Genomic DNA, 25,258 nt, shown 5'->3' on the forward strand with positions numbered 1-25,258 from the left:
CAAGAGAAAAATCTTCCCCGCCAGCAGGATCGTGGTGTGGACGTTCTCGACCTGGCGCGGTGGCAGTTCGGCATCACCACCGTCTACCACTTCCTGATGGTCCCGCTGACGATCGGACTCGCGGTCCTCGTCGCCGGGATGCAGACGGCATGGGTGCGCACCGGTGACGTGAAGTACCTCAAGATGACCAAGTTCTGGGGCAAGTTGATGCTGGTCAACTTCGCCATGGGCGTGGTCACCGGGATCGTGCAGGAGTTCCAGTTCGGGATGTCCTGGAGCGCCTACTCCCGGTTCGTCGGCGACGCGTTCGGCGCGCCGCTGGCCATGGAGGGCCTGCTCGCGTTCTTCGTCGAGTCCACGTTCCTCGGCCTGTGGATCTTCGGCTGGGACAAGCTGCCCAAGAAGGTCCACCTGGCGTGCGCGTGGGCGTTCTCGCTGGCCACGGTCCTGTCGGCGTACTTCATCCTGGCCGCCAACTCGTGGATGCAGCACCCGGTCGGGGTCGAACTGGTCGACGGGCGGCCGAGGCTGACCTCGATCTGGGCGCTGCTGACCAACAACACCGCGCTCGCCGCGATCCCGCACACGATCGCCGGGTGCTTCGCCGTCGCCGGTGCGTTCCTCGTCGGCGTCGCCGTCTGGCACCTCACGCGCCGCCGCAACGAGGAGACCGCGGTGTGGCGGTCGTCGCTGAAGCTCGGCGGCGTGGTCGGGATGGTGTCGTTCGCGCTGCTCGCGGTGACCGGCGACATCCAGGGCAAGCTGATGTTCGAGCAGCAGCCGATGAAGATGGCCGCGGCGGAAGCGCTGTGCCACACCGAACAACCGGCCGGCTTCTCGGTCTTCGCGATCGGTGACCTGACCAGGCCGGACTGCGAGAACGTCAAGTCGATCACCGTGCCCGCGCTGCTGTCGTTCCTCGCGCACAACGACTTCACCAGCGAGGTCAAGGGCATCGAGGACCTGACCAAGGAATACAAGGCCAAGTACGGCGAGTTCTACCCGGTCGACCCGCAACTGGGGGAACTGTCCGGGCAGCCGATCGACTACGTGCCGAACCTGCCGGTCACCTACTGGGGATTCCGCTTCATGATCGGTTTCGGCGCGCTGGCCGCGCTGGCGGCCGCGGCGGCGCTGTGGCTGACCAGGAAAGGCCGGATGCCCGCGTCGCCGTGGTTCCGCCGGGCGGCACTCGCCGGGATCGCCACGCCGTTCGTCGCCAACAGCTTCGGCTGGATCTTCACGGAAACGGGACGGCAGCCGTTCGTGGTCGTGCCCAATCCGACCGGCGTCGACGGCGTGTGGATGTTCACCGCCCGAGGTGTTTCCGGATTGACCGTCGGGGAAGTGCTGACCTCGTTGATCGTGCTGACACTGGTCTACGCGGCGCTGGCCGTGCTGGAGGTGTTCCTGTTGCGGCGCTACGCCCGAGCCGGGATAGCCGGGGTGATGCCACCGGGCAAACCGGCAGCGGAGAAGAAGCCCGACGACGAACTCGCCTTCGCGTATTAGGAGCCCGCAATGGACCTGGCACTCGTCTGGTTTCTGATCATCGCCTTCTTCTGGCTGGGATACCTGTTCCTCGAAGGCTTCGACTTCGGCGTCGGAATGCTGCTTCCCGTGCTCGGCCGCGACGAGAAGGAACGGCGCGTGATGGTGAACACCATCGGCCCGGTGTGGGACGGCAACGAGGTGTGGCTGATCGTGGCCGTCGGTGCGACGTTCGCGGCTTTCCCAGGCTGGTACGCGACTTTGCTGAGCTCCGCGTACCTGCCCTTGCTCGCGGTGCTCGTGGGTTTGATCGGACGGGGTGTGGCCTTCGAGTACCGCGGCAAGGTGGATTCGGTGCGCTGGCGCCGCAATTGGGACCGGGTCATCGTGATCGGTTCCTGGCTGCCCGCGCTCGGCGTCGGCCTGTTGCTCTCGTGGAATGTGCTCGGGTTGCCCATTGACGCGGCCGGTAACCGGGTGGGGTCCGCGTTCTCGGCGTTCCAATGGGAAACCCTGCTCGGCGCGCTCGCGATCGTAGGTTTCTCGCTCGTACACGGGGCCGTGTTCGTGGCGTTGAAAACCGAAGGGGATATACGGTCGCGGGCGCGCCGCCTCGCCTTGCGAATCGGACCGGTGGCGTTGCTGCCGATGCTCGGCCTGCTGCTGGTCGTGCAGACGCGTGCCGGTTCTTCGTGGACCTGGCTCGTGGTCGGGCTCGTGGTGATCGCCGCGATCCTGGCGCTGGTGTTCCTCTCGGCCGGGCGCGAAGGGCGCGCTTTCGCGCTGATGGCGGTGGTGATCATCGGATCGGTCGTCGCGTTGTTCGGCGCGTTGTACCCGGATGTCATTCCGTCGACGGTCGATCCGGCTTTCTCACTGACGATCGAGTCGACCGCGTCCAGCCCGTACACGTTGAAGGTGATGACGTGGATAGCCGGGTTCGGCGCGCCCGCGGTGCTGGTCTACCAAGGCTGGACCTATTGGGTGTTCCGCAAACGAATCGGCACAGGGCACATTCCCCCGGTGCGTGTGCCATGAGCTCTCCCGACCGGCGAAATCCCGCCCAGGACCGGTCGGGCAGGGGCCCGCTCGGCGCGTTGCCAGCATCAGCGCGCCGGGCATTGGCCCTGTGTTTCGTCCTCGGTTTCCTGTCCGCGCTGGCACTCGTCGCTCAAGCGTGGTCACTGGCGTCCGTGGTGACCGGTGGTGGACTGCTCGCCGTTCTCGTCGGGTCGGTCGTGGCCAGGGCGTTGCTGAGCTGGGCGACACAAGTCGTCGCGGCCAGGGCTGCCGCGGGCGCCAAGGAAGAACTGCGCGCACAGGTTCTCGACACGTCGCTGGCCCGTGGCCCGGAGTGGATTTCCGCCCGAGGCGCGGCTTCGCTGACAGTGCTCGTCACCAAAGGACTGGACGCGCTCGACGCCTATTTCACGGTGTACTTGCCTGCGTTGGTCTCCGCGGCAGTTGTTCCGTTGTCCGTCGGCGCGGCGATCCTTCTCATCGACTGGCCCGCCGCTGTCGTGATCGCGTTGACCGTGCCGCTTGTGCCGTTGTTCGCGATCCTGATCGGCAGATACACCGCCTCGAAGGTGACCGAATCGGCCGACGCGACGGCCCGGTTGTCCGCGCACTTGCTGGAAATGATCCGTGCTCTGCCCGTGCTGACGGCCTTCCGGCGGGCCGAGCGCCAGGCCGACGCGGTGCGCAGGGTTTCCGCGCAACACCGGCGTGCCACGCTGGCGACGCTGCGGGTCGCGTTCTCGTCGGCGCTGGCGCTGGAGTTGATCGCGACGCTGTCGGTCGCGGTGGTCGCGGTGATCATCGGCGTCCGTCTGGTCTCCGGTGATCTGACGCTGGCAGTGGGACTGTTCGTGCTGATCCTGGCGCCCGAGTGCTACTTCCCGCTGCGTGCGGCCGGAGCCGCGCACCACGCCAGCGAGGACGGCATCGAAGCGATCCGCCGGGTCCGCGCGTTGTCCGGCGACGTCCCCGCCGAGCCGCGGTTCTCGGACTCGGAGATCGCGACGGTCACGGACCTGCGCGTCGCCCGCCGGGACGGATTCGCCCCCGACGGACTGTCGTTCTCGTTGCGGCCAGGGGAGATCGTCCGGTTGTCGCAGCCGAGCGGTGGCGGAAAGTCCACGGTCATCGCCGCGTTGCTGGGATTCGTCTCGCCGACATCCGGATCTGTCGTGGTCGGCGCTCCCGATCTGGCGGCATGGCGCCGGACCGTGGCGTGGGTGCCGCAACGCCCGGCCTTCGCGGCCACAACCGTCACCGAGGAGTTGCGGCTGGCGCTCGGCGACCGCAACGTCCCACCCAGCGCGGAGGAGATGCACGCGGTCGCGTCATCAGTGGCCGCCGCGCACCTGCTCGACCGCAAGATCGTCGAACTGTCCACAGGGGAGCGCCAACGAGTCGCGCTCACCCGTGCGCTGCTACGCGTCAAGCGCGGCGCCCGTGTCCTGCTGCTCGACGAACCGACCGCACACCTGGACAGCGCCACCGCCAGCCTCGTCATGCGCGCGGTGTACTCGGCCGCGTCCGATGGCGTGGCTGTGCTGCTGGCGACCCACCGTGACGTGACGCTCGCCGATGACACTCCACAGTCGACGGTCGTTTCCTCGGCCGCGCATACTCCCACCGGCAAGACACCTCGGATCCGGATCACCCGCCGCGAATTGCTCGGGGCGTTGATCGGCGCGTTGGCGTTGTCCAGCGGCGTCGCATTGACCGCGGTGTCGGCTTGGCTGATCGCCGAAGCGGCCTCCCGGCCACCGATCCTCACGCTGATGGTCGCGATCGTCGGAGTCCGCACCTTCGGCTTGGCACGCGCGGGACTGCGCTACCTCGAACGCCTCGTCACCCACGATGCCGCGTTCCGCCGCGCCACGGACCTGCGCGTGTCCTTGTGGCAGCGCCTGGTCGCCCTGGGCCCAGCACGGACCGCCGGATTGGCACGCGGCGAAGGCGTGCGGCGCCTCGTCGACGACGTCGACACAGTCAGAGACCTCACCCCACGCGTCCTCGTGCCACCGATCGTCGCGGGGGTTGTGTGCACTGTGGCCGTTGCCGTTCAGTACGCACTGTCGCCGGTTGCCGGGGTTGTCCTTGCTTGTGCCGTGCTGGTCGGCGGCGTCGGCGCACCTGTCCTCGCCGGGTTCTTGGAGCGTCGCGCGACTCTCGCGCTCGCTTCCGGTCGACGCCGTGTCGCAGCGGACGTCCTCACGTTGCTGGAGGCCGCGCCGGAGCTGACCGTGTTCGGCGCCGCGAAACAACGCCGTGCCGAACTCAAACAGCTCGACGCTTCGCTGGTACGGCGCACGCGCACACAGGCTTTCGGGGCGGGAGCGGCCATCGGCCTCATCACACTCGCCACCGGCCTCGCGGCAGCATTCGGCGCGACCACCGGAAACCCGGTCCTCGCCCTGGTTCCCTTGGCGTTGGCGGAGGTCCTGGCCCTCCTGCCACCGGCGTGGCAGCACAGGGACGCCCTCACAACCGCCTACACCAGAGTCCAGACCACAACCCCGCACCAGGAACCAGAAAAAACCGCCACTCCCACTTCAACTCCAGTACACAGTCCCCCACCCAACCCGGGGGGCGTCCCTGCTCCAGTCTATCGAGGTAACGGCTGGTCAAGGGGGTTACTGGGCGGTTGTGGACAACTAGTTCGAGGCAATGGACCATCGGTGCGAAACGCGGTTGGGCGACCGTTCGCGCACGGCACGACGGTTGGGTCGCGGGTGCAGGGCGATGTGGATGTGGCAGACGAAGTAGCCGGGACGCGGACAGGCGATGCGGTTGGGGCGCACGTGTACGGCGACGTGGATGGGGCAGGCGAGACAACCGGGTCGCGGGTGCAGGTTGGCCTGGACGGGACGGGAGCGCTCATGCCCCCGGTGTGTGATGCAGCGGCTGCTGTGAGCCTGACCGGTGTCGATGTCCGGTGGCCTGGCGCCGCTGAACCCAGTCTGCGGGACGTCACGCTCACCATTCCCGCCGGCAGCCACGTCGCCGTCGTCGGCCCGTCCGGCGCGGGGAAGTCCACGTTGCTGGCGTTGCTGCTCGGTTTCCTGCCTGCCGAGAAAGGCACCGCGCACGTTCCCCACAACGTCGCGTGGTGCCCGCAGGAGCCGCAGCTCGTCTCCACCACCATCCGTGAGAACCTCAGGGTCGGCGCACCGGATGCCAGTGACGAGGTCCTGGCCCAGGCATTGACCGATGCGGGGCTCGGGCATTGGGCGCAACGATTGGACAGTCTCGTCGGCATGGTCTCCGGGGGTGAGGCCGAGCGGTTGGCTTTGGCGCGGGCGCTGGTCGCCGCGCCCATGGCCGACATCGTCGTTCTCGACGAGCCCACCGCTCATCTCGACGTGCCCACGGCTCGGTCTGTGCTCGGCAACCTCGCTGAGAGCCTCAGGGGGCGCACTCTCGTGCACGTCACGCACCGGCCCGAGGAGGCCGCCGCCGCTGACATGGTCATCCGCGTCGACGCTGGCCGGGTGGCATAGCCTTGTTGACGATTATGGATCCGACCCTCGCCGCGCGGGCTTTGACCGCGTCCACTGAGATCGCCACGGCCGCGTTGTCCGGTGACGACCCCGAGGCGGTTCTCGCCATGGTCGTCGAGGTCGCCGCCGAGCTCGCTGAGGCCGACCTCGGCCTGGTGATGGCGCGGGGTGAGGACGGGCGGCTCACGGTCGAGGCCGCGCACGGCAACACCATCGCCGAGAACCCCGTCGGGCTGGTGCTGTCCACGCGGTCCAGTGCCGCGCGGGTGGCTCGCAGCGGCATTCCGATGGTGGTCGACGACGTCACCACCGATCCGCGGACCTCGCCGTTCGTGCCGAAGGAGCTGTGGGGATTCGGGCCGTTCGCCGCCGCTCCGTTCGGGACGCGGGAGCGCAGGCTGGGTGCGTTGACCGTCTACCGCAAGCGGGGTGCGCAACCGTTTGCGCCGCCGACGGTCGAGGTTCTGACGGCGTTCGCCGCGCAGGCCGGGATGGTCCTCGTGCTCGCCGAGGGGTCCAACGCCCGGCAGCGGGTCGCGGTGCTCGAGGAGCGCGAGAAGATCGCGCGCAACCTGCACGACGTCATCGTGCAGCGGCTGTACGGCGCCGGGATGCAGCTGGATCTGCTGGTCAGGCGGCCTGCCAAACGTTTGGCCAAGGCGGATGCCGCCCGGCTCGCCGACGCCGTCGACCAGCTCGACGCCACGATCGCCGAGATCCGGGGAACGGTCCGCGCCCTGCTCAACCCGGACCCGACCGAGCCGATGGACCTCGCCGAGACCGTTCGCGCCGAGGTCGCGACCGCCGGCGAACTGCTCGGCTTCACGCCACGCCTCGATCTGCTCGGCGACCTCGCGACCGTGCCCGGCGCAGTCGCCGACGACACCAGGGCGGCCCTGCGCGAAGCGCTGTCCAACGTGGTCCGGCACTCCGGCGCGAGCAGCGTCCGGGTTCAGCTGAAGGTCACCCAGCACGACCTGGAGCTGCACGTGATCGACAACGGCTGCGGCATCCCGCCCGGTGTCACCCAACGCGGCCTCAACCACCTGCGGGAACGCGCCGAACGGGCGGGCGGGCACTGCGACGTCCGCTCCAGCGCGCGCACCGGCACGACGGTGACCTGGACGGTGCCGCTAACGCGTTGAGCGGCGGGCCACCCACGCCGCGGCCTGCGTCCGCCGTTCCATCCCGAGCTTGGCCAGTACCGAGGTCACGTAGTTCTTCACGGTCTTCTCCGCGAGGAACAGCTGCTCGGCGATCTGCCGGTTGGTCAGGCCCTCGCCGATCAGCTCCAGGACTTTGCGCTCGCGTTCGGTCAGCGCGTTCAGCTCGTCCGAGTCGGCGGCCCGGCGCATGCGGTCGAGCACGCGCGCTGTCGTGACCGGGTCGAGCAGCGACCGTCCCTGAGCGACTTCGTGCACGGCTTTCACCAGGTCGTGGCCACGGACCTGCTTCAGCAGATACCCGGACGCCCCGGCCATGATCGCGCCGACGAGGGCTTCCTCGTCGTCGAACGCCGTGAGCACGAGACAGCGCGGCCCGTCGGGCAACGCGCGCAGCGTCCGGCACAACTCGACGCCGTTGCCGTCGGGCAGGCGCACGTCCACGATCGCCACATCGGGCTTGCTGGCCGTGACGCGGACCATGGCCTCGCCGACACTGCCCGCTTCGGCGACGACCTCGATGTCCTTCTCGCCGTCGAGCAGGTCGCGCAGCCCCCGGCGGACCACCTCGTGGTCATCGACGAGCAGCAACCGGACGGTCATGCCTAGAGCTTACGGAGCCGGACCCGGCACACGTTGTGATCCGGTCCTTTTCGCAGGACCAGGGTCGCGCGCGGGCGGGTGGGCAGGATGTTCTGCGTCAGGTTCGGCTCGTTGATCCCGGTCCACAGCTGCATCGCCTCGCGCCGAGCCTCGTCGTCGTCGAGCGCCGCGTAGTGGTGGAAGTGCGACTCCGGGTTGGCGAACGCGGTGTGCCGCAGGGTCAGGAACCGTTCGACGTACCACCGCGCCACGTCCTCGGTGTGCGCGTCGACGAAGATCGAGAAGTCGAACAGGTCGGCCACGGTCAGCCGCGGCCCTGGCTGCAGCACGTTCAGGCCTTCGACGATCAGGATGTCCGGGCGGCGGACCACCTGCTCCTCGCCGGGCACGATGTCGTAGAGCAGGTGCGAGTAGACCGGCGCGCGCACTTCCGGCGCGCCCGACTTGATCTCCGAGACGAACCGCAGCAGCGCCCTGCGGTCGTAGCTCTCCGGGAAACCCTTGCGGTGCATGATCCCCCGCCGCAGCAATTCCGCGCGCGGCCACAGGAACCCGTCCGTGGTGACCAGTTCGACCTTCGGGTGGTCCGGCCAGCGCGCCAGCAGCGCCCGCAGCACGCGTGCCGTGGTCGACTTGCCGACCGCCACACTGCCCGCGACACCGATGATGAACGGCACCTTCTGCGATTCGCCGAGGAAGGTCGCGGTCGCGTCGGACAGCCGTTGCCGGGCCTGCACCTGCAGGTTGATCAGCCGCGACAGCGGCAGGTACACCTCGGCGACCTCGCTGAGGTCGACCGGGTCGTTGAGGCCGCGCAGCCTGGTCAGATCGCCTGCGGACAGCGGCAGGGGAGTCGACTTCCGGAGCTCCTGCCACTGCTCCCGATGCAATTCCACATACGGGGTCAGGTCACGCACGCGCGCCATCGCGCCACTCCTCGCCGAAGCAGGGAAAACTCGTAGCTAACGGTAGGTGGTGACAGGCAAGCTCGCGCTGTGACGAACTACACGCCGCGTGTCATCGGGCCGCGTGACCGGACCCGGGGCGCGCGGTTGCTGACCGGAAGCTGGGGCTCGGCAACGGTTGGCGCCGGACACGCACACGCGCATGACGCCCGGGTTAGTCGCCTCACAAGGTGGCGACATTGTCGGGTTGCTCACGTACCGCGTCGAAAGCTCGACGCCTACCCCTGCGCGAACACCTCGTCCCACGCGGCCATGACCTGACGGGCGCACGTCTCGGGCGACACACCGCCCACTCCCGTGCCCAACCCGGGCACGGCGACAGTACGGATGACGTCACGGATGAGCACGCCCTCGTCGAGGTAGCCGTCCCGCCACAGCCAGAACACGCCCCGCGCGGCGAGGTAGGGATGGACGGTGTCCTCCGGCAGCGGCTCGCCGGGCTCACGCATGGTCGGCGCGCTGATCAACCACGAAGGCATCGGCACGCCCGTCGGCACGATCAACGCCTCGCCGACCGGCAGTTCGCCGCCGTGGAACGCCAGCACGGCACTGCGCACGGTCTGCTCGATGTTGGGGAACACTTGTGCGTAGACCGCGTCGATACCGCCACGCATCCAGCCGTACGAGTTCGCAGGGCTCACCACCGCCTGCGCCGGGACCTCGAGCACGGAACCGTGGTGCACGCGTATGCCGTGGCGCTGTCGCGCCGCCGCCTCCCACGCGAGCGCGAGCGGCTCCTCGACCGCGCACAGCACCAACTCAAGCGAATACGAACCCGACAGGCGTTCCGCACTTGCCTCCGATTCGGCGGTCACGCCTACCAGCATGTCAGGCCAGGGACAGCACGGGAACCGCCATCAAGTGCCCTATGGTTGTCCGGTGTCACGAATCGCCTACTTCGGCCCGCGCGGGACCTTCACCGAACAGGCCGCCCGCAGCTTCGGGGACGCCGAGTTCGTCGCGGTGGAGACAGTCCCGTCGGTACTCGCCGCGGTGCGCGCGGGTGAGGTCGACGCCGGGTGTGTGCCGGTGGAGAACTCGGTCGAAGGTGCCGTGACCGCCACGATGGACGCCATGGCGGAGGACGAGCCGCTGTACGCGGTCGGCGAGGCCGTCCTGCCCGTGCGGTTCTCGATCCTGACGCGTCCCGGTGTCAAGGCCGAGGACGTCAAGACCGTCGCCTCGCACCCGCACGCGCTCGCCCAGGTGCGGTACTGGATCGCCGACAACCTGCCCAACGCGGTCCCTGTCGCGACCACGTCGACAGCGGCGGCGGCCGTGCAGGTCAACGACGGTGAGTTCGACGCGGCGGTGTCCGCGCCCGTCGCTGTCATGCACTACCCGCTGGCCGAGCTGGCCACGGACGTCGCCGACGTCGGTACCGCGGTCACCAGGTTCCTGCTGCTGCGCAAGCCGGGCCACCTGCCACAACCCACGGGCCGCGACCGCACGTCGCTGGCCGTGGTGATCGCGCACGACGAGCCGGGTTCGCTGGCCAACACGCTGTCCGAGCTGGCGCTGCGCGGGATCAACCTGACGCGCATCGAGTCGCGGCCGCTGCGCGGCCTGTTCGGTGAATACCGCTTCTACCTGGACCTCGACGGGCACATCGGTGAGCAGCGGGTGGCCGACGCGCTGACCACGCTGCACCGGATCAGCAGGCAGGTCCGGTTCCTCGGTTCGTACCCCAAGGCCGACCAGTCGCCGTCCGAGGCGCCGCCGAGGTCGACCGACGCCGACTACCAGGCCGCCGCGGAGTGGCTGGCCAAGGTCCGGGAGGGCCACTGATGCGGTTGTTGCTCGTCCGTCACGGCCAGACCGCGTCCAACCTCAAGCGTGCGCTCGACACGGCTCTGCCCGGCGCGCCGCTCACCGACGAAGGCCACCAGCAGGCTGCCGACTTCGCGAACGCGTTGCGGGACAAACCGGTGGCGGTCTACGCGAGCCAGGCGACCCGCGCGCAGCAGACCGCCGCGCCGATCGCCGCCGCGAGCGGCCTGGAAGTCCAGGTTGTCGAAGGCGTGCACGAGGTGTTCGTCGGCGACCTGGAAGGCCGCACCGACGACGCCGCGCTGCAGGAGTTCTTCGAGATCTACCAGCGCTGGACCAAGGACGACCTGGACGCCCGGATGCCCCGCGGCGAGAGCGGCGCGGAGATCCGCACCCGGTTCACCGAAACCGTCGGGCTGATCCGCGACAAGCACCAGGACGACGAGAACTGCCTGGTCGTCCTGGTCAGCCACGGCGGCATGATCCGGCTCGGCGCGGAGTGGCTGGCCGAGAACGTGACCGGTCAGCTCGCCAACGTCGGCGTGCTGCCCAACACCGGTCACGTCCTGCTGGAGACCAACGGCGACGGCTGGACCTGCGTCGAGTGGACCGGCGTCGACCTACCCCACTCGTGAGTGGTTAGTCCGGTTCTAACCGGACTAACCACTCACGAGATGAAGGTGCGCCGGAATCCGGCGGGGCCGTGCACCTCGATGTCGTACTCCTTGCCGGGCAACGGGATTCGCACGATCTGCAGGCCGAGCACGTCGACGTGCTTGGGGGCGGCGAACTCCTTGCCGTACGGGTAGATCGTGAAGTGCGCGCTGCGCGTGCCGAAGTTGCGCAACGTCAGCACGAGCGTCCTGCCTTCGAGCTTCGCCCACGCCTCCGGGCGGTACGGCACCGGCCGCGCGGGCCGCGTTCCCGGTTCCTGCTGGGGAAGCGACTGCTCGGCGGGCGGCGCGGGCTTCCACCGCGGCACCGGCGCGGGGACCGCGGCGGGCTTGTCCAACCGCGGCCTGCGCCCGGCGTGGCGGAAGTCGAACGTGGACGTCAGGTCCCCGGCGACGGTCCGGCGCCACGGGCTGATGTTCGGTTCGTACACGCCTGTCCAGCGTTCGAGGAACTGGATGATCGAGGTGTGGTCGAAGGTCTCCGACGAGACGAACCCGCCGACCGACCACGGCGACACGACCGTCGTCGGGACGCGGAAGCCGAAACCGATCGGCTTGCCGTCGGTGAACTCCTCGGTCCGCGCGGCCGGCGGCACCGGCGGCGGCACGTGGTCGAAGTAGCCGTCGAACTCGTCGAACGTCAGGATCAGCGCCGTCTTGGCCCACACCTTCGGGTTCGAGGCGATGGCGTCGAGGATGTCGTAGGTCAGCTTCGCGCTCGCCGCGGGCGACGACGCCGAAGGGTGCTCCGAGTCGGCGGCCGACGGCACCAGGTAGGAGACCTTCGGCAGCCTGCCGGATTCGATGTCCGCGCGGAACGCCTTGGCCAGCTCGCCGGGCCGCACCCGCGCCAGCGCCCGGTCGTAGAGCGAACGCTCGGCCCGGTCCAGGGCGCGCACACCGGCGTCCAATTGCTTGAGCAGCGTTTCGCGTTCGGCCGGTGCGGCTTTGAACAGGTTGGCGTAGAAGCGATCCATGCTCTTGAGACCGAGCGGTTGCAGCGCTTTGCGTGCGATCTGCTTGAAACGGGTGAAGAACTCGAGCGCGTTGTCCTGGTAGTTGTCCCACTCCTGGTACGTCTTCCACGCGACACCACGGGATTCGAGGCGCTCGGCGTACGCCGTCCACGGGTAACCCGGGTGGTTGTCCTCGTCGTAGGCGTCGTTGTCCACCACGCGACGGTTCGTGCCCGGCTCGTAGCCGACGTTGCCGCTCCACATGAACAACCGGTTCGGGTTGGTCGGGCCGAACACCGACGCGTGGTACGCGTCGCACAGCGTGAAAGTCTCGGCGAGTTCGTACTGGAACGGGATGTCCTCGCGGTCGTAGTACGCCATCGTGGACTTCGACTTGGCCGGGACCCAGCCGTTGTTCCAGCCGTTGGCCCACGCGGCCTGGCCGCCGTCCCAGCTGTGGTCGAGCGACCCGAGGTACTGGATGTCGCTGCCGGGGCGGTTGGCGCGTTCGGCGGCCTCCCGTGCGGAGAACGGCAGCACGCCGGACTGCTCGAAGACGCCCTTGAGCGCGTCGGGGTCGCCGAAGCCCCGGACACCGCGCAGCGTGCCGAAGTAGTTGTCGAACGACCGGTTCTCCTGCATCAGGATCACCACGTGCTCGATCGCGCCGAGGCCACCCGGCCGGAAGGGCTCGGCCAGCGCGGCGTGCACGGACGGCGGCAACAGCGATCCGGCGGCGACACCGCCGGAAAGGGTGAGCAGGCGGCGGCGGGAGAGGTCAGTCATGGATCAGCAGCCTCCGTTGCCTCGACGAACGTCGTGTGAACGCGTCCTCGCAGGGTGGTGAACATATTTGACCTGCTCACGGTGCTGTACGGCGGTTGGTAACGGATAGCCGCCTTCGTATGGTGAAGCTCTCACGCAACCAACGGGGGTTTCGGTACGTCCTCACAGTGGGCATCCAGAAGATGAAACGCTGGAGGCGAACGTCATGAACGTCCCGAAGATCGGCATCCTGGCCGCGGGGAGTCTGTTGTTGCTGGCGGCGTGCAGCGGTACGCCCGCACCGAACGCCACCCCGCAGGTTCCCTCGATCGAATCGATTCAGCCCTCGGCGCCGCCGGACAGCTCGTCCGCTGAGCCGTCCGCGTCGGCAACGCCACCGTCAGCCTCGGAAGCACCGGCGATGACAGGCGCACCGGCGCCCGTCGCGGACGGCCTGTGCAAGGCGTCCGCTTTGAAGATCACTGTCAGCGGTGGCGACGGCGCCGCGGGCACCATCTACCGCAACCTCGTCTTCACCAACTCGAGCTCGGCACCGTGCACCATCCAGGGCTTCCCCGGAGTGTCCTATGTGACCGGTGACGACGGGCACCAGGTCGGCCCGGCCGCGGTCCGCGTCGGCACCAAGGGCGACGCGATCAAGCTCGCGCCCGGCGCCAGCGCGTCCGCCCCGGTGGGCTTCGTCCAGGTGGGCAACTTCGACCCGGCGGTGTGCAAGCCGACGGAGGTCCGCGGGCTGCGCGTGTACCCGCCGCAGGAGACCGCGTCGATGTTCGTGCCGCTGGCGGGCACCGGTTGCGCGGGCACCCCTCCCGGTCAGCAGCTGAGCGTGAAGACGATTCAGAACAGCTGACCGCGAAGTGTGAGTCACGAGATAGGGGTGAACTTTTTCCGTCACGACGCGTCGTGTTAAGTGGGATCAGCACGGCAGTTGAGAATGGCGGGGAAATGTCAAGTACAGGCAAAGCGATGGTAACAGGGGCGCTTGTGGTGGTCGCCCTTGTAGTGGGTGCCTGCAGTTCGGACGACTCACCGGGAGCCGCTGACGCGCCCGGTGGGTCGGCGACAGCCGCCGCACCGGTCAGGTTCGACATAACCCCAGGTAGTGACGGCAACGCGCCGACCAAGCCGATCGTCGTGCAGGCGACCGGTGGCACGCTCGACGCGGTCACGGTCACCAATTCGGTCAAAGGGACAAAAGTAAAGGGTTCCTTTTCCGAAGACAAAACATCGTGGACTTCCACCGAAGTCCTGGCATATGGCGCGTCCTACGAAGTCGTCGCCGACGGCGTCTCGCCGGACGGCAGGAAAGCCGAGCAGAAGTCGACCGTGAAAACGCTCGCGCCCAAAGCCACCGTGTTTCCCTCGTTCATTCCGGCGCCCAGCATCACCGAGGTCGGTGTCGGCCAGCCGATCGTGGTGAAGTTCGACAAGGACATCACCGACAAGGCGGCGGCCGAGAAGGCGCTGACCGTCACGTCGGCCCCGGCCCAGCCCGGCGGCTGGTACTGGCTGAGCAAGCGCGAAGTGCACTACCGCCCGCAGAGCTACTGGCAGGCCGGGACGACGATCAAGGTGCACGCCGGGATCTACGGCGTCGACCTCGGCGGCGGCACGTACGGCCAGACCGACCGCGACCTGAACCTGAAGGTGCACGACTCGTGGGTGGCCAAGGCGGACGGCAACACCGAGCAGATGCAGATCTTCCAGAACGGCACCCTGGTCAAGACCATGCCGATCAGCATGGGCAAGGACGCCACCCCGACCCACCTCGGCGCCCACGTCATCTCCGACAAGCAACGCGACTACACGATGGACTCGTGCACGTACGGCGTCTGCTCGGGGCCGCAGGCGTACAAGTCGCTGGAACACTTCGCCGAACGCATCTCCAACGACGGCGAATTCGTCCACGAGAACCCCAACAGCGTCGGCCAGCAGGGCAGCGCGAACGTCTCCCACGGCTGCATCAACCTCAACGCGGCCAACGCGCAGTGGTTCTTCGACCACTTCGGCCTCGGTGACGTGGTCGAGGTGACGAATTCCGGCGGTCCACAGCTGCCGGTCTGGGACACTTACGGTGACTGGGCGGTCCCGTGGGCCGACTGGCAGGCAGGTTCCGCTGTGAAGTGAGGTGGAGTGCGTGCGAAAAGCACTGCTGGCAGGGCTGTTGGTGCTCGCTGCGTGCTCATCGCCGCCACCGCAGGCGCCGCCGCCGCCATTGCCGGCCGAGGCGGTGATCGGCCAGACCGTGATCCCCGGCACGAACGCGCCGAGCGGCCACGTCGTGCCGGACGTGATCGGCAAGAACCACCAGGAAGCCCAGGACACGCTGCAGGCGTCGGGCTTCTACAAGCTCAGGGAAGAAGACGCGACCGGCCGTGACCGGTCGCTGATCATCGACCGCAACTGGGTCGTGGTCGAGCAGGTCCCGAAAGCGGGAACCGTGCTCGACCCCAGGGAAAACGTGACCCTCAAGTCGAAGAAGCACAGCGACTAGCTGTCGGCCATCAACCCGGTCCGCCACGCCCACGCCGCGGTTTCCACGCGGTTGCGCGCGTCGATCTTCGACTGGACTGCGGCCAGGTGCGTCTTCACGGTCGACAGCGACATGAACAGCTCGTTGCCGATCTCGGTGTTCGTCAGGCCGCGGGCGACCGCGCGCACCACGTCCTGCTCCCGTTCGGTCAGCGTGACGTTCGTCGCCGGCGCGGACTTCACCGGCGCCGCGAAGTGCTCGAGCAGGCGGACGGTGATCTGCGGTGAGATCAAAGCGTCCCCGCGCACCGCCGCGCGGACAGCCTCGAGCAGGAGCGCGGGCCCCGCGTCCTTGAGCAGGAATCCGCTGGCGCCGTTGGCGAGCGCGGTGTGCACGTACTCGTCGAGGTCGAACGTGGTCACCACGACCACCTTCAACGGATCGGTCACACCCGGCCCGGCGAGGATCCTGGTCACCTCGAGGCCGTCGATACCCGGCATGCGGATGTCCAGCAGGCACACGTCCGGCCGCAGCTCGGTGGCCTTGGCGACGGCCTCCCGGCCGTCCGGCACGTCAGCGACGACCTCCATGTCGTCCTGCGTCTCCAGGATCATCCGGAAACCTGCCCGGACCATCTCCTGGTCGTCGGCGATCAGCACGCGGATCGTCACGTGGTGTCCTCTTCCCTTACCGGCAGCCAGGCGTCGACCTGCCAGCCGACCGGGTCGGCAGGTCCGGCGGCGAACCGCCCACCGAGCAACTCGACGCGTTCACGCATTCCGACCAGACCGTATCCGCCCGATCCGCCGACCGGGTCCTGGCGTCGGCCAGTCCCGTTGTCGGCGACCCTGACGTGGATCTCCCACTCGGACGTGACGACGTCGACAGCCGCCGCGGTGGCCCCGAGCGCGTGCTTGCCGACGTTGGTCAGCGACTCCTGGACCAGCCGCAACACCGACCGGCCGACCTCCTGCGGCACGATCTGCGGCACGTCGAGGTTGAGCCGGACCTGCGGGCCGCTGAAGTTGTCGATCATGGCGCGCAGGTCGGCCGTGAGATCCGTCGTCGCCTGCTCGGTGGCCTCGGACGTGCCCGCCGGTTTGGCCCCGCGCATGCTGGCGACCAGGAAACGCATCGCCTTCAACGCCTCCACCCCGCTGGTCTCGATCTTCGCCAGCGCCTGCACGGCCACCTGCGGATCCTTCGCGGACACCATGGCCGCGGCCTGCGCCTGCACGACGATGCCCGTCACGTGGTGCGCCACGACATCGTGCAACTCGCGTGCCAGCGCCAACCGTTCACTCTGCTGCGCACCGCTCACCGCGGACCGCACGGTCTGGGTGCGTTCACGGTCGCGCGACCGGAAGTACATCCCAGTCGCCACCGCGACGACGAAAAGTACGGCCATGTACATGCCGAACTCGTCGGTGGAGCTGGTGGAGCGCTGCTCCAGCAGGATGCGGAGCTGGAACGCCAACCAGGTCGCCAACGCGAGCGCGGCCGAGCTGAAGATGGCGGGCCACCTCGGCGACCACCGGACAGTGAACGAGATCAACGCCATGGTCGCGGCGATCTCCGTGAGCACCGGCCCGACGCTGCCGTCCCGTCCCGGCAGGATCCCGCCCACGATGAGCACGAAGGGGCTCAACGCGATCCCCGCCGTCGCGACCAGGCTCAGCACGACCGGCGCCCGCGGCGCGAAGAACGCGCACACGGACGCGATGACCGCGCCCCCGAGCGCGAACATCTGGTTCGGCGCGCCACCGATCCGCAAATCGATGAACAGCAGCAGCGTCAACGCGGCGGCCAACGGCCACTGCCTGCGGATGAGAGCGCCGAGTTCGGTCTCCGTGCGCCGCCCGCTGACCGAACGCAGGTAGACGCCGATGACGACGGCACCGACGAGGATCAGCAAACCCAGCTGGAGCGCCCGCAGGTTGCTCGTCGCCGACCACTTGCCCGTGCGGAAGAACGTCGCCAGGACCGCCGACCCCACCAGCGACGTCGTGCACAGCGCGGCCGTCACCAGCGGCATCCGCCACACGACCAGGACGACGAGCGCGATCCCGGCCGCCACCTCCGTCAGCAGGATGTCGTTGATGCTGATCGAGTCGGGCTGCGTCCCCGACAACCGGATGAACGCGGTGGACATCAACAGGACCAGCGAAGCCCCGACCGCCCCCTGCACCGGCTGTTTGACGCCCAGCAGCGCACACAGACCCATCAACGCGGCCCCCGGCAGCGCCCCGATCGCCGACTTGCCGTTGTTGAGCGTGAGCAGCACGTCGATCAGGAAAGACCCAGCGAGCAGAGCCAGCAGCCACTGCGCGGTCCTCGGCTGGACAGGGGACACCTTCACGGGATGAAAGCTTCGCACTTCACGCCCGGTTTCGCCTCGGTCAACCGGCGCGCGTCCCTCGGCCGATCGGCCGACGGGGACATCCCCGGCCCGACCCTGACGGCAAGCAACCTGGCGCCCGCGGCTGCGTCGGCTGGAAACGAGGGCTTTCCGGCGCGGCCTCGCCGGCGTTCCGCACGCCGCGGCGGATCAGGCCGGTCCCGTGACTTATGCGCCTGTCGACCTGCGCGGCCGTGGACCTCCAGCACCTCAAGGGCAGCCTTCACCGACACAGCAATTCCCAGAGGGGCCCCTGATTTCACGTTACCGCAGGGGTCCGACAGTTCCGGCTTCTCCGCAGCTCAGGGCCGGTTTCGGCGGCGGCAGAGGCAGCGCGGGAGGCAGGGGCAGGGCGGGAGACAGGGGCGATCCCGCCGGACGGCGCGCTCCACCGCAACACCAATCCCCAGGGGGACCCCCGACCTTCACGGTACGCCGGGGGTCTGACAGAAACGGCGAGCACGGTCGGGGCGAAGCGGCCCTGAGCTGCGTAACGCCTGGTCATGGCCATTCGGCGGCTGTGGATGGCTCTTCGGCCGATTCGAAACGGGGTCCCCGCCAGCCAAGCTGGTACCAGCAACGAGCAGACGGGAGAAGGACATGATGGCATTGGTGCTGACCTGGATCGGAGCAGTCGTCGGCGTGACGCTGGTCCTGCTGATGGCCCTCGGCCCGGTCATCGTCGAACTGGACGGCTGGCTGGCGCAGCGCCGCCGCGACCGGCACCGCAAGGTCGTCGCGCAGAAGCTGGCGATGAAGAAGGCCGCCGCGACCGTCGCCGCCCGCCCGGTGTTCCATTGATGGCATGAGCCTCACCGACCTGAGCACACGACTGCGTGACTTCGCCGCGGCACGGGACTGGCACCAGTTCCACACGCCGAAGAACCTGGCGATGGCCCTGTCCGGTGAGGCCGGCGAGCTGGTCAGCCTGTTCCAGTGGCTCACGCCGGAGCAGGCGGCTGCCGCCATGGACGACCCCGGCCTCGCCGCGAACGTCTCCGACGAGATCGCCGACGTCCTGATCTACCTCGTGCGGCTGGCCGACGTGCTCGACGTCGACCTGATCAAGGCCGCGAACGCCAAGATCGACCGCAACGAGACGCGGTTCCCGCCCGTCAGTCGCGGGTGACGACCTTGCGCAGCCGGGTCAGCGCCCGGTGCTGCGCCACCCTGATCGCGCCGGGCGTCGAGCCCATCACGTCGGCGACCTCCTCCGCCGACAGGCCCACCACCAGCCGCAACACCAGGATCTCGTGCTGACGCGGTGACAGCACCTTGCGCAGCAGCTGCTCCATCCGGCTGGTCAGCTCGAACTGCAGCGCTTGCTGCTCCGGTGTCGCCTCCGAGCTCGCCACATCCGGGATCTCCGGCACGGACAGCGCCGCGGACACCCGTGCGGCGTTGCGCCGGGCGTCGGCGACCTTGTGACCTGCGATGCCGTAGACGAAGGCCAGGAACGGCCTGCCCTGGTTGCGGTAGCCGGGCAGGGCCCGGAACAGCGCCAACAGCACCTCCTGTGCGACGTCGTCGACCGAGATCGCCGTGCGGTGCCCCCCGATCCGCGCCTGGCAGTAGCGCAGGACCAACGGCCGGACGTACGTCAGAAGCCATTCCGTGGCGGCCGTGTCCCCCGACACGGCCGCCTCGACAACGGCGTTGAGCACGATCTCGTCCACGGGCTCCCCACTCCGCGTCCTCGTGTCCTCGCGTTCCGCCAACGCACTCACGGACATTCGTGCCTCCTCGCCGCTGGCCTCCCCGATAAGAGAAGAGACGGCAGGCGGTGCGCAGATACGAGGCGGCAGGGGTCAATTCCTGGTCAATTCCGACCGTGACGGAGGTGTCACCGAAGGCGAAAATCCGCTTGGTGCGCTGACCTAGCCTGGATCACGTGAACGCAACCGTGATCCGCGGCAGGAACGTGGACATCCGACTCTGGACTCGGCCCGAGGAGGTCGAGGAACACGCCATGCGCCAGCTGCACAACATCTCCGCGCTGCCTTGGGCCTTCAAGCACGTCGCGGTGATGCCTGACGTGCACTACGGCAAGGGCGCGACGGTCGGGTCCGTGATCGCCATGCGAGACGCGGTGTCGCCAGCGGCGGTCGGTGTGGACATCGGCTGCGGCATGGCTGCCGTGCGGAGCTCGCTGCGCGCGTCGGACCTGCCCGACGACCTCAGCCGCATCCGTTCGGAGATCGAACAAGCCGTGCCCGTCGGCTTCGCGATGCACAAGGCGACCGCGTTCGACGAACGCGACTCCGGTGACTGGGGAGCCTTCTGGGGCGGCTTCGACGCGCTGGCCGGTGGCTTCGACCGCGCGCGGGCGCTGCACCAGATGGGCACGCTCGGCGGCGGCAACCACTTCATCGAGGTCTGCCTGGACAGCACGCGGCAGGTCTGGGTGATGCTGCACTCCGGCTCACGCGGGGTCGGCAACATCCTCGCGCAGCACCACATCGCGATCGCCCGCGGCCTGGCGCACAACGCCGAACTGCCGGACCGCGACCTGGCGGTGTTCCTGGCCAAGACGCCGGAGATGGAGGCGTACCGCCGCGACCTGTACTGGGCGCAGGACTACGCACGCCGCAACCGCGCGGTCATGCTGCGCCTGGTCTGCTCGGTGCTGCGCGGGAAGTTCCCGCAGGTGGCGTTCGACGAGCCGATCTCGTGCCACCACAACTACGTGGCGGAGGAGACGCACTTCGACACCGAGGTGATGGTGACTCGCAAGGGCGCGATCCGCGCGGGCCGCGGCGACATGGGCATCATCCCCGGCTCGATGGGCACGGGGTCGTACATCGTTCGTGGCCTGGGAAACCCGGACTCGTTCGAGTCGGCGTCACACGGCGCGGGCCGCCGCATGTCACGCACCAAGGCGAAGAAGAGGTTCAGCGCCGAGGACCTCGCGGCCCAGACGGCCGGGGTGGAGTGCCGCAAGGACGCGGGCGTCGTCGACGAGATCCCCGCGGCGTACAAGGACATCGACGAGGTCATCCGCAACCAGTCCGACCTGGTCGAGGTCGTCGCGAAGCTCAAACAAGTGATCTGCGTGAAGGGATAAGGAAAGGGGCCCCGCCCGGGGCCCCTTTCGCTTGTCACGCCTTGGGTTCGAAGACCTCGATACCGCCGAGACCCGGTCGCAGGGCCTCCGGGACGACGACGGACCCGTCAGCCCGCTGGTGGTTCTCCACGATCGCGACGATCCACCGCGTCGTGGCCAGCGTGCCGTTGAGGGTGGCGGCGGTCTGCGGTTTGCCGTTCTCGTCGCGGTAACGGACGTTGAGGCGGCGCGCCTGGAAAGTCGTGGTGTTCGAAGTGGACGTCAGCTCCCGGTACGCCCGCTGCGACGGGAACCAGGCCTCGCAGTCGAACTTGCGCGCGGCGCTCGTGCCCAGATCACCCGCGGCCGTGTCGATGACGCGATACGGCAAGTCGAGCTTGTGCAGCATCTCCTCTTCCCACGCCAAAAGCCGGGCATGCTCGCCTTCGGCGTCCTCCGGCTTGCAGTAGACGAACATCTCGACCTTGTCGAACTGGTGCACGCGGATGATGCCGCGGGTGTCCTTGCCGTACGACCCGGCCTCCCGCCGGTAGCACGACGACCAGCCCGCGTACCGGCGCGGACCGGCCGAGAGGTCGAGGATCTCGTCGGCGTGATAGCCCGCGAGCGGCACCTCGGACGTGCCGACGAGGTACAGGTCGTCATCGGCCAGGCGGTACACCTCGCTCGAGTGCGCGCCGAGGAAACCGGTGCCGTCCATGATCTCCGGCCGCACCAACGACGGCGTGATCATCACCTGGAAACCGTTGGCCACCGCCTGCTGCACGGCCATGTTCAACAGGGCGAGCTGCAACTGCGCACCGATGCCGGTGAGGAAGTAGAAGCGTGAGCCCGACACCTTCGCGCCACGCTCCATGTCCACTCCACCCAGCTTCGTCAGCAGGTCGAGGTGGTCGGCAGGCTCGAAGTCGAACTCCTTCGGCTCACCGACGTGCTTGAGCACGACGTAGTCGTCCTCGCCGCCGGCGGGCACAGCAGAGTGGACGAGGTTGGGGATGACGCGGTGCAGGCGGGCGACCGCCTCCTCGGCCTCGGTCTGCTCGGCCTCGGCGGCCTTGACCTCGGCAGCCATCTCCTTGCCCTTGGCCAGCAGCGCGTCGCGCTCCTCGCCCTTGGCCTTGCCGACCTGACGGCCGAAGGCCTTCTGCTCGCCCCGCAGCGTGTCAGCCCTGGAAACGGAACTGCGGCGACGCTCGTCGGCAGACAGCAACTGGTCAACCAGCTGCTCATCCTCACCACGGGCGCGCTGTGAAGCACGCACCGCCTCCGGGTCCTCGCGCAGTACCTTCAGGTCAATCACGGGAATCAGCGTAGTCGGCCCCGGAATCCAATTCGCTGACGCCCGGCTGACTTCCGGCCGGCCTCCCCCGCTGCCACCGCCGCGCCGGTGGTTCCTTCGTCAAATCCCGTTGTCCACAACTGGCCGGTAACCCCCTTGACCTGCTGTTTCCCCGTTAGACTGGAGCAGGGACGCCCCCCGGGTTGGGTGGGGGACTGTGTGTATAGGTGCTAGGGATTTTTGTTGTGGTTTTTGCACGGAACAAGGTGGTCTCTCGCCGGGTGGCAGACCTCTGGGCAGGAGCCTTGTGACGGGTCTTTGCCCTCGCCAGAGCCGAGTTCTTGGTGTGTTTTTTGGGGCGTGGGCGCTCCTGACCGTCGGCCTGCCCGGAGGGAACCACGGACTGTCAAGAGGTCCGTGTGGCTCTCGTTGGGCTCGCGGGAAACGTGGGCGGGCCTGCTGACAGTCCGTGGTTGGCTTTGCCCAGGCCGACGGGCAGGAGCACCCCCGAAGCCCACCTCTGCGCTTGCGCGCACGCCGTTGTGGTTGGTTCCGCGCTCGCCGCCTGGGGTTGGTTTGCGCTTGCGCGCTCGCCGCTGTGGCCGGTCGATACCAAGCTTCTGCTGCCTACGGCTGTGACCGCCGGGCCGACGCGTGAGCGGGCCCGGGCCCGCTAGGCCTGGGAGCCGTCTGGGGCTGGGGACGGCCCTCCAGGCGTGCGGGGCTTCGGTGTCGCTAGCTGATGGCTACTGCCACGACCAGGCCGAGGGCCACGTGGGCTGCGGCGACCACGACGCTGGCCGGGGTGAACTTCTCCGCCTGGATGACCTCGCCGATGTTGATGCGGGTTGCCCATTCCAGGATTCGGACCGCCGCGACCTGCACGATGATGCCCAGCAGGCCGTAGACCAGCGAGGTGATCAGGCCCGCTGTCAGGTCGCTCGCCGACGACGTGATCGCCAGCACGATGATGAATGCCATGCTGACCAGGCCAGCGGATGTGATCAGCACCGCGTTCGGTTTTCCTGTCCTGACCAGGTCGGACAGTTTTCCTGGGGTGGTCCAGTCGATCGCGTAGAAGCCCGCGAGGATCAGCGCGAGGCCGACGATCGCGTACAGCGCGATCGCGCCGATGCCCTTGCCGAGCTGCGCTCCGAATTCTGGATCCAGGGCGAGGATCTGGGTGGTGTGCACGGGCCCCTCCGGCCTAAGTGGACGTCTGTCGTGGGTGAATTATCACGATTCCGGGATGCGATGGGGGACAAACGCCGCACCATCGTCGGTGACCAGGCCCGCTGTCTCTCTGATGCCCAGCCCCGCCGCCGAGTCGCCGACTATCCACGCGCCCAGCGCGGGCCGGAATCCGTCGAACTCCGGCAGCGGGTCGAACGCCTGGTAGACGAAGCCTTCGTGGCCGTACACGCCGCCTGTCTGGGTCTCGTAGCCAGGCGCGACGATCTGGATGTTCGCGCCTTCACGGCCCAGCCGCGGCTTGCGCACGTACTCCGTGAGCAGCCCGGGTTGGTCGAGGAACGCAGGCAGCAGGTTCGGGTGCCCCGGGTACATCTCCCAGAGGATCGCCAGCAGCGCCTTGTTCGACAGCAGCATCTTCCACAGCGGCTCGATCCACAGCGTCTGCGGCAGGCTCTCGACCGCCTTCTTCCCGAACTCCTCGTCGATCACCCACTCCCAGGGGTACAGCTTCACGATCGCGTTCATCGGCGCTTCTTCCAGGTCCACGAAGCGCTTGAGCAACGAGTGCCAGCCGATCTCCTCGATCGCCAGCCCCACCGTGTCCAGCCCGCCCTCGGCCGCTGTTTCCTGCAGGTACGCCGTGGTGACGTGGTCCTCGCCGCTCGGGTCCGCCGTCGACCAGGTGAAGTGCACCTCGTTGGACGGCAGCCGGTCGCCGATCTCGGTCCAGCGCTCCACCAGCTTCTCGTGGATCGAGTTCCACTGGTCGTCGTCCGGGAACGCCTCGGTCTTCCAGAACCACTGCACGACCGCGGCTTCCAGCAGCGAGGTCGGCGTGTCCGCGTTGTACTCCAGCATCTTCGCCGGGCCCGAACCGTCGTAGCGCAGGTCGAAGCGGCCGTAGACGTGCGGGTCGTGCCGTCGCCACGACTCGGCGATGTGCGGCCAGCTCCACTCCGGGATGCCGAAGTCCTTGTAGCGCTCGGTCGTCACCACGGTGTCGACGGCTTCGAGGCACATCGAGTGCAGCAGCTCCACGTCCGCTTCGAGCGAGAGGATCTCGTCGATGTCGAACACGTAGTGCACGGACTCGTCCCAGTACGGCCGCTGGTTGCCCGCCTTGTCCCGCGCGGGCGTGCCGAACACCAGCCCCTGCTCGGCGATCTTCTTCTGCCAGTCCGGCCGGGGCTTGGATGACTCCCGGTGCAACTCAGCTGCCTCCGCTCTTTCCGCCGCCGCTCACACCGAAGCCACCGCGCGAGATCGTCTTGCCTGACGTGCCGCTCTTGACGGTCGTGCCGCTGCTCGGCGCCGCCGTCGACCCGCCGCTCACCTTGCGGCCGCTGCCCGAGCCGCTGACCGTGCCGCCGTAGTTGTAGTGGTAGCTGCGGGTCTGGCCGCCGCCGATCGGGATGTAGTAGAAGCCACCCGAGTGGTATCCGCCGTGGCTGCGGACGTAGTCCTCGGAGCAGATGTTCTCGTCCGTGGCGAGCGTGCTGCTGTCGTCCACGCAGTAGGCGCTGACCTCGTCCGGGGTCACGGCGGAGTACCAGACGGCGACCGTCGCCACGACGCCGACCGTCACCCCGGCGCCGATCATCACCCGGCGGCGGCGCAGTGATTTGCGCTCGGTCTCCGCGACGACCGCGCGTTCCTGCTCGTCCTGCTCCTCAAGCGCTCTACGCATAGCGCGCTTCTCGGCCAGCGTCGGTTCCCGAGGCGTGGTCGTGTCCGCGTCCTGGTACCGCATGGCGCCGCGTCTGGGCTCAGCCGTCGGCTGCGGCTGGGCCTGGTCGTCGCTGTTCTGGCCGCCCGGCATGGCGCCGTCGTCCCTGTTGTCTGTCATCCGGGCCCTCCCTCTCGCGGACAGTACATTCGCCGACCGGACACGCGGGGAGCGGCGTGGCGATGAGTGTCCTGATCGCAAC

General features: G+C 68.4%; 23 protein-coding genes. 12 read left to right on the plus strand and 11 right to left on the minus strand.

Annotated features, from left to right (window positions below):
• Window positions 1-36: 36 nt before the first annotated feature.
• The 4 genes from AOZ06_RS00740 to AOZ06_RS00755 are packed head-to-tail and all read left to right on the plus strand — an operon-like array spanning window position 37 to window position 7,150.
• On the plus strand, window positions 37-1,512 hold the full coding sequence (locus tag AOZ06_RS00740) for a cytochrome ubiquinol oxidase subunit I (protein WP_054287630.1): 1,476 nt from the start codon (window positions 37-39) through the stop codon (window positions 1,510-1,512).
• Between the two features lie 9 nt (window positions 1,513-1,521).
• Window positions 1,522-2,529, plus strand: coding sequence for a cytochrome d ubiquinol oxidase subunit II (cydB, locus tag AOZ06_RS00745; RefSeq protein WP_054287631.1), 1,008 nt, complete (start codon window positions 1,522-1,524; stop codon window positions 2,527-2,529).
• The gene (cydD, locus tag AOZ06_RS00750; protein WP_083471427.1) at window positions 2,526-6,005 is read left to right on the plus strand and encodes a thiol reductant ABC exporter subunit CydD; all 3,480 of its coding nucleotides are present in this window, start codon (window positions 2,526-2,528) and stop codon (window positions 6,003-6,005) included. Before cydB ends, cydD begins: the two co-directional genes overlap by 4 nt.
• 14 nt (window positions 6,006-6,019) lie before the next feature.
• Window positions 6,020-7,150 (plus strand): GAF domain-containing sensor histidine kinase, encoded by a 1,131-nt coding sequence (locus AOZ06_RS00755; RefSeq protein ID WP_054287633.1) that lies wholly within the window; start codon window positions 6,020-6,022, stop codon window positions 7,148-7,150.
• Here AOZ06_RS00755 and AOZ06_RS00760 read toward each other — a convergent pair.
• The 3 genes from AOZ06_RS00760 to AOZ06_RS00770 all read right to left on the minus strand — a co-directional run bounded on the left by AOZ06_RS00760 (window position 7,139) and on the right by AOZ06_RS00770 (window position 9,551).
• Window positions 7,139-7,771: a response regulator gene (locus AOZ06_RS00760; protein ID WP_054287634.1), complete on the minus strand. Its 633-nt coding sequence runs from the start codon at window positions 7,769-7,771 to the stop codon at window positions 7,139-7,141. The genes AOZ06_RS00755 and AOZ06_RS00760 overlap by 12 nt on opposite strands.
• Window positions 7,772-7,773: 2 nt before the next feature.
• Entirely contained in the window at window positions 7,774-8,697 is a 924-nt protein-coding gene (gene coaA / locus AOZ06_RS00765; RefSeq protein WP_054287635.1) for a type I pantothenate kinase, read from the minus strand.
• A gap of 257 nt (window positions 8,698-8,954) precedes the next feature.
• Window positions 8,955-9,551: a macro domain-containing protein gene (locus tag AOZ06_RS00770; protein WP_054296323.1), complete on the minus strand. Its 597-nt coding sequence runs from the start codon at window positions 9,549-9,551 to the stop codon at window positions 8,955-8,957.
• Window positions 9,552-9,615: 64 nt separating this feature from the next.
• Between AOZ06_RS00770 and pheA the strand changes: the two genes are divergently transcribed.
• Complete coding sequence (pheA, locus tag AOZ06_RS00775; RefSeq protein WP_054287636.1) at window positions 9,616-10,524, plus strand: prephenate dehydratase; 909 nt, start codon at window positions 9,616-9,618, stop codon at window positions 10,522-10,524.
• Window positions 10,524-11,141: a histidine phosphatase family protein gene (locus AOZ06_RS00780; protein WP_054287637.1), complete on the plus strand. Its 618-nt coding sequence runs from the start codon at window positions 10,524-10,526 to the stop codon at window positions 11,139-11,141. Before pheA ends, AOZ06_RS00780 begins: the two co-directional genes overlap by 1 nt.
• Before the next feature lie 32 nt (window positions 11,142-11,173).
• On the opposite strand, the gene AOZ06_RS00785 is transcribed toward AOZ06_RS00780, so the two are convergent.
• A complete protein-coding gene (locus AOZ06_RS00785; protein ID WP_054287638.1) occupies window positions 11,174-12,922 on the minus strand; it encodes a phosphocholine-specific phospholipase C in 1,749 nt (582 codons plus the stop codon).
• Window positions 12,923-13,127: 205 nt separating this feature from the next.
• Between AOZ06_RS00785 and AOZ06_RS00790 the strand changes: the two genes are divergently transcribed.
• The 3 genes from AOZ06_RS00790 (at window position 13,128) to AOZ06_RS59495 (ending at window position 15,416) form a co-directional block, all read left to right on the plus strand.
• Window positions 13,128-13,772, plus strand: a complete 645-nt coding sequence (locus AOZ06_RS00790) for a DUF4232 domain-containing protein (protein WP_054287639.1) — start codon at window positions 13,128-13,130, stop codon at window positions 13,770-13,772.
• Window positions 13,773-13,888: 116 nt separating this feature from the next.
• Entirely contained in the window at window positions 13,889-15,049 is a 1,161-nt protein-coding gene (locus AOZ06_RS00795) for a L,D-transpeptidase (protein WP_054287640.1), read from the plus strand.
• 10 nt (window positions 15,050-15,059) lie between these two features.
• Complete coding sequence (locus tag AOZ06_RS59495; RefSeq protein ID WP_236952024.1) at window positions 15,060-15,416, plus strand: PASTA domain-containing protein; 357 nt, start codon at window positions 15,060-15,062, stop codon at window positions 15,414-15,416.
• On the opposite strand, the gene AOZ06_RS00805 is transcribed toward AOZ06_RS59495, so the two are convergent.
• Complete coding sequence (locus tag AOZ06_RS00805) at window positions 15,413-16,066, minus strand: response regulator (RefSeq protein ID WP_257721452.1); 654 nt, start codon at window positions 16,064-16,066, stop codon at window positions 15,413-15,415. The two genes, AOZ06_RS59495 and AOZ06_RS00805, sit on opposite strands and share 4 nt — an antisense overlap.
• On the minus strand, window positions 16,063-17,754 hold the full coding sequence (locus AOZ06_RS00810; RefSeq protein ID WP_054287641.1) for a sensor histidine kinase: 1,692 nt from the start codon (window positions 17,752-17,754) through the stop codon (window positions 16,063-16,065). The genes AOZ06_RS00805 and AOZ06_RS00810 overlap by 4 nt, the downstream gene beginning before the upstream one ends.
• A 639-nt stretch (window positions 17,755-18,393) precedes the next feature.
• Here AOZ06_RS00810 and AOZ06_RS00815 point away from each other — a divergent pair.
• Entirely contained in the window at window positions 18,394-18,594 is a 201-nt protein-coding gene (locus AOZ06_RS00815; RefSeq protein ID WP_054287642.1) for a hypothetical protein, read from the plus strand.
• A gap of 4 nt (window positions 18,595-18,598) precedes the next feature.
• Window positions 18,599-18,922, plus strand: a complete 324-nt coding sequence (locus AOZ06_RS00820) for a nucleotide pyrophosphohydrolase (protein WP_054287643.1) — start codon at window positions 18,599-18,601, stop codon at window positions 18,920-18,922.
• On the opposite strand, the gene shbA is transcribed toward AOZ06_RS00820, so the two are convergent.
• Window positions 18,909-19,526: an RNA polymerase sigma factor ShbA gene (gene shbA / locus AOZ06_RS00825; protein ID WP_042184278.1), complete on the minus strand. Its 618-nt coding sequence runs from the start codon at window positions 19,524-19,526 to the stop codon at window positions 18,909-18,911. The genes AOZ06_RS00820 and shbA overlap by 14 nt on opposite strands.
• 158 nt (window positions 19,527-19,684) lie before the next feature.
• On the opposite strand from shbA, the gene AOZ06_RS00830 reads away from it, so the two are divergent.
• Complete coding sequence (locus AOZ06_RS00830; protein WP_054287644.1) at window positions 19,685-20,857, plus strand: RtcB family protein; 1,173 nt, start codon at window positions 19,685-19,687, stop codon at window positions 20,855-20,857.
• A gap of 34 nt (window positions 20,858-20,891) precedes the next feature.
• Here the strand turns inward: AOZ06_RS00830 and serS are convergent, their stop codons facing one another.
• From serS to AOZ06_RS00850, 4 genes are all read right to left on the minus strand, one after another.
• The gene (gene serS, locus AOZ06_RS00835) at window positions 20,892-22,157 is read right to left on the minus strand and encodes a serine--tRNA ligase (protein ID WP_054287645.1); all 1,266 of its coding nucleotides are present in this window, start codon (window positions 22,155-22,157) and stop codon (window positions 20,892-20,894) included.
• 714 nt (window positions 22,158-22,871) lie between these two features.
• Window positions 22,872-23,330, minus strand: a complete 459-nt coding sequence (locus tag AOZ06_RS00840; protein ID WP_054287646.1) for a DUF350 domain-containing protein — start codon at window positions 23,328-23,330, stop codon at window positions 22,872-22,874.
• A 42-nt stretch (window positions 23,331-23,372) separates the two neighbouring features.
• The gene (locus AOZ06_RS00845) at window positions 23,373-24,539 is read right to left on the minus strand and encodes a glutathionylspermidine synthase family protein (RefSeq protein ID WP_054287647.1); all 1,167 of its coding nucleotides are present in this window, start codon (window positions 24,537-24,539) and stop codon (window positions 23,373-23,375) included.
• Between the two features lies 1 nt (window position 24,540).
• Window positions 24,541-25,176, minus strand: a complete 636-nt coding sequence (locus AOZ06_RS00850; RefSeq protein WP_335338346.1) for a hypothetical protein — start codon at window positions 25,174-25,176, stop codon at window positions 24,541-24,543.
• Window positions 25,177-25,258: the final 82 nt, after the last annotated feature.

It is taken from the genome of Kibdelosporangium phytohabitans, assembly GCF_001302585.1.
GTDB classification, from domain to species: domain Bacteria; phylum Actinomycetota; class Actinomycetes; order Mycobacteriales; family Pseudonocardiaceae; genus Kibdelosporangium; species Kibdelosporangium phytohabitans.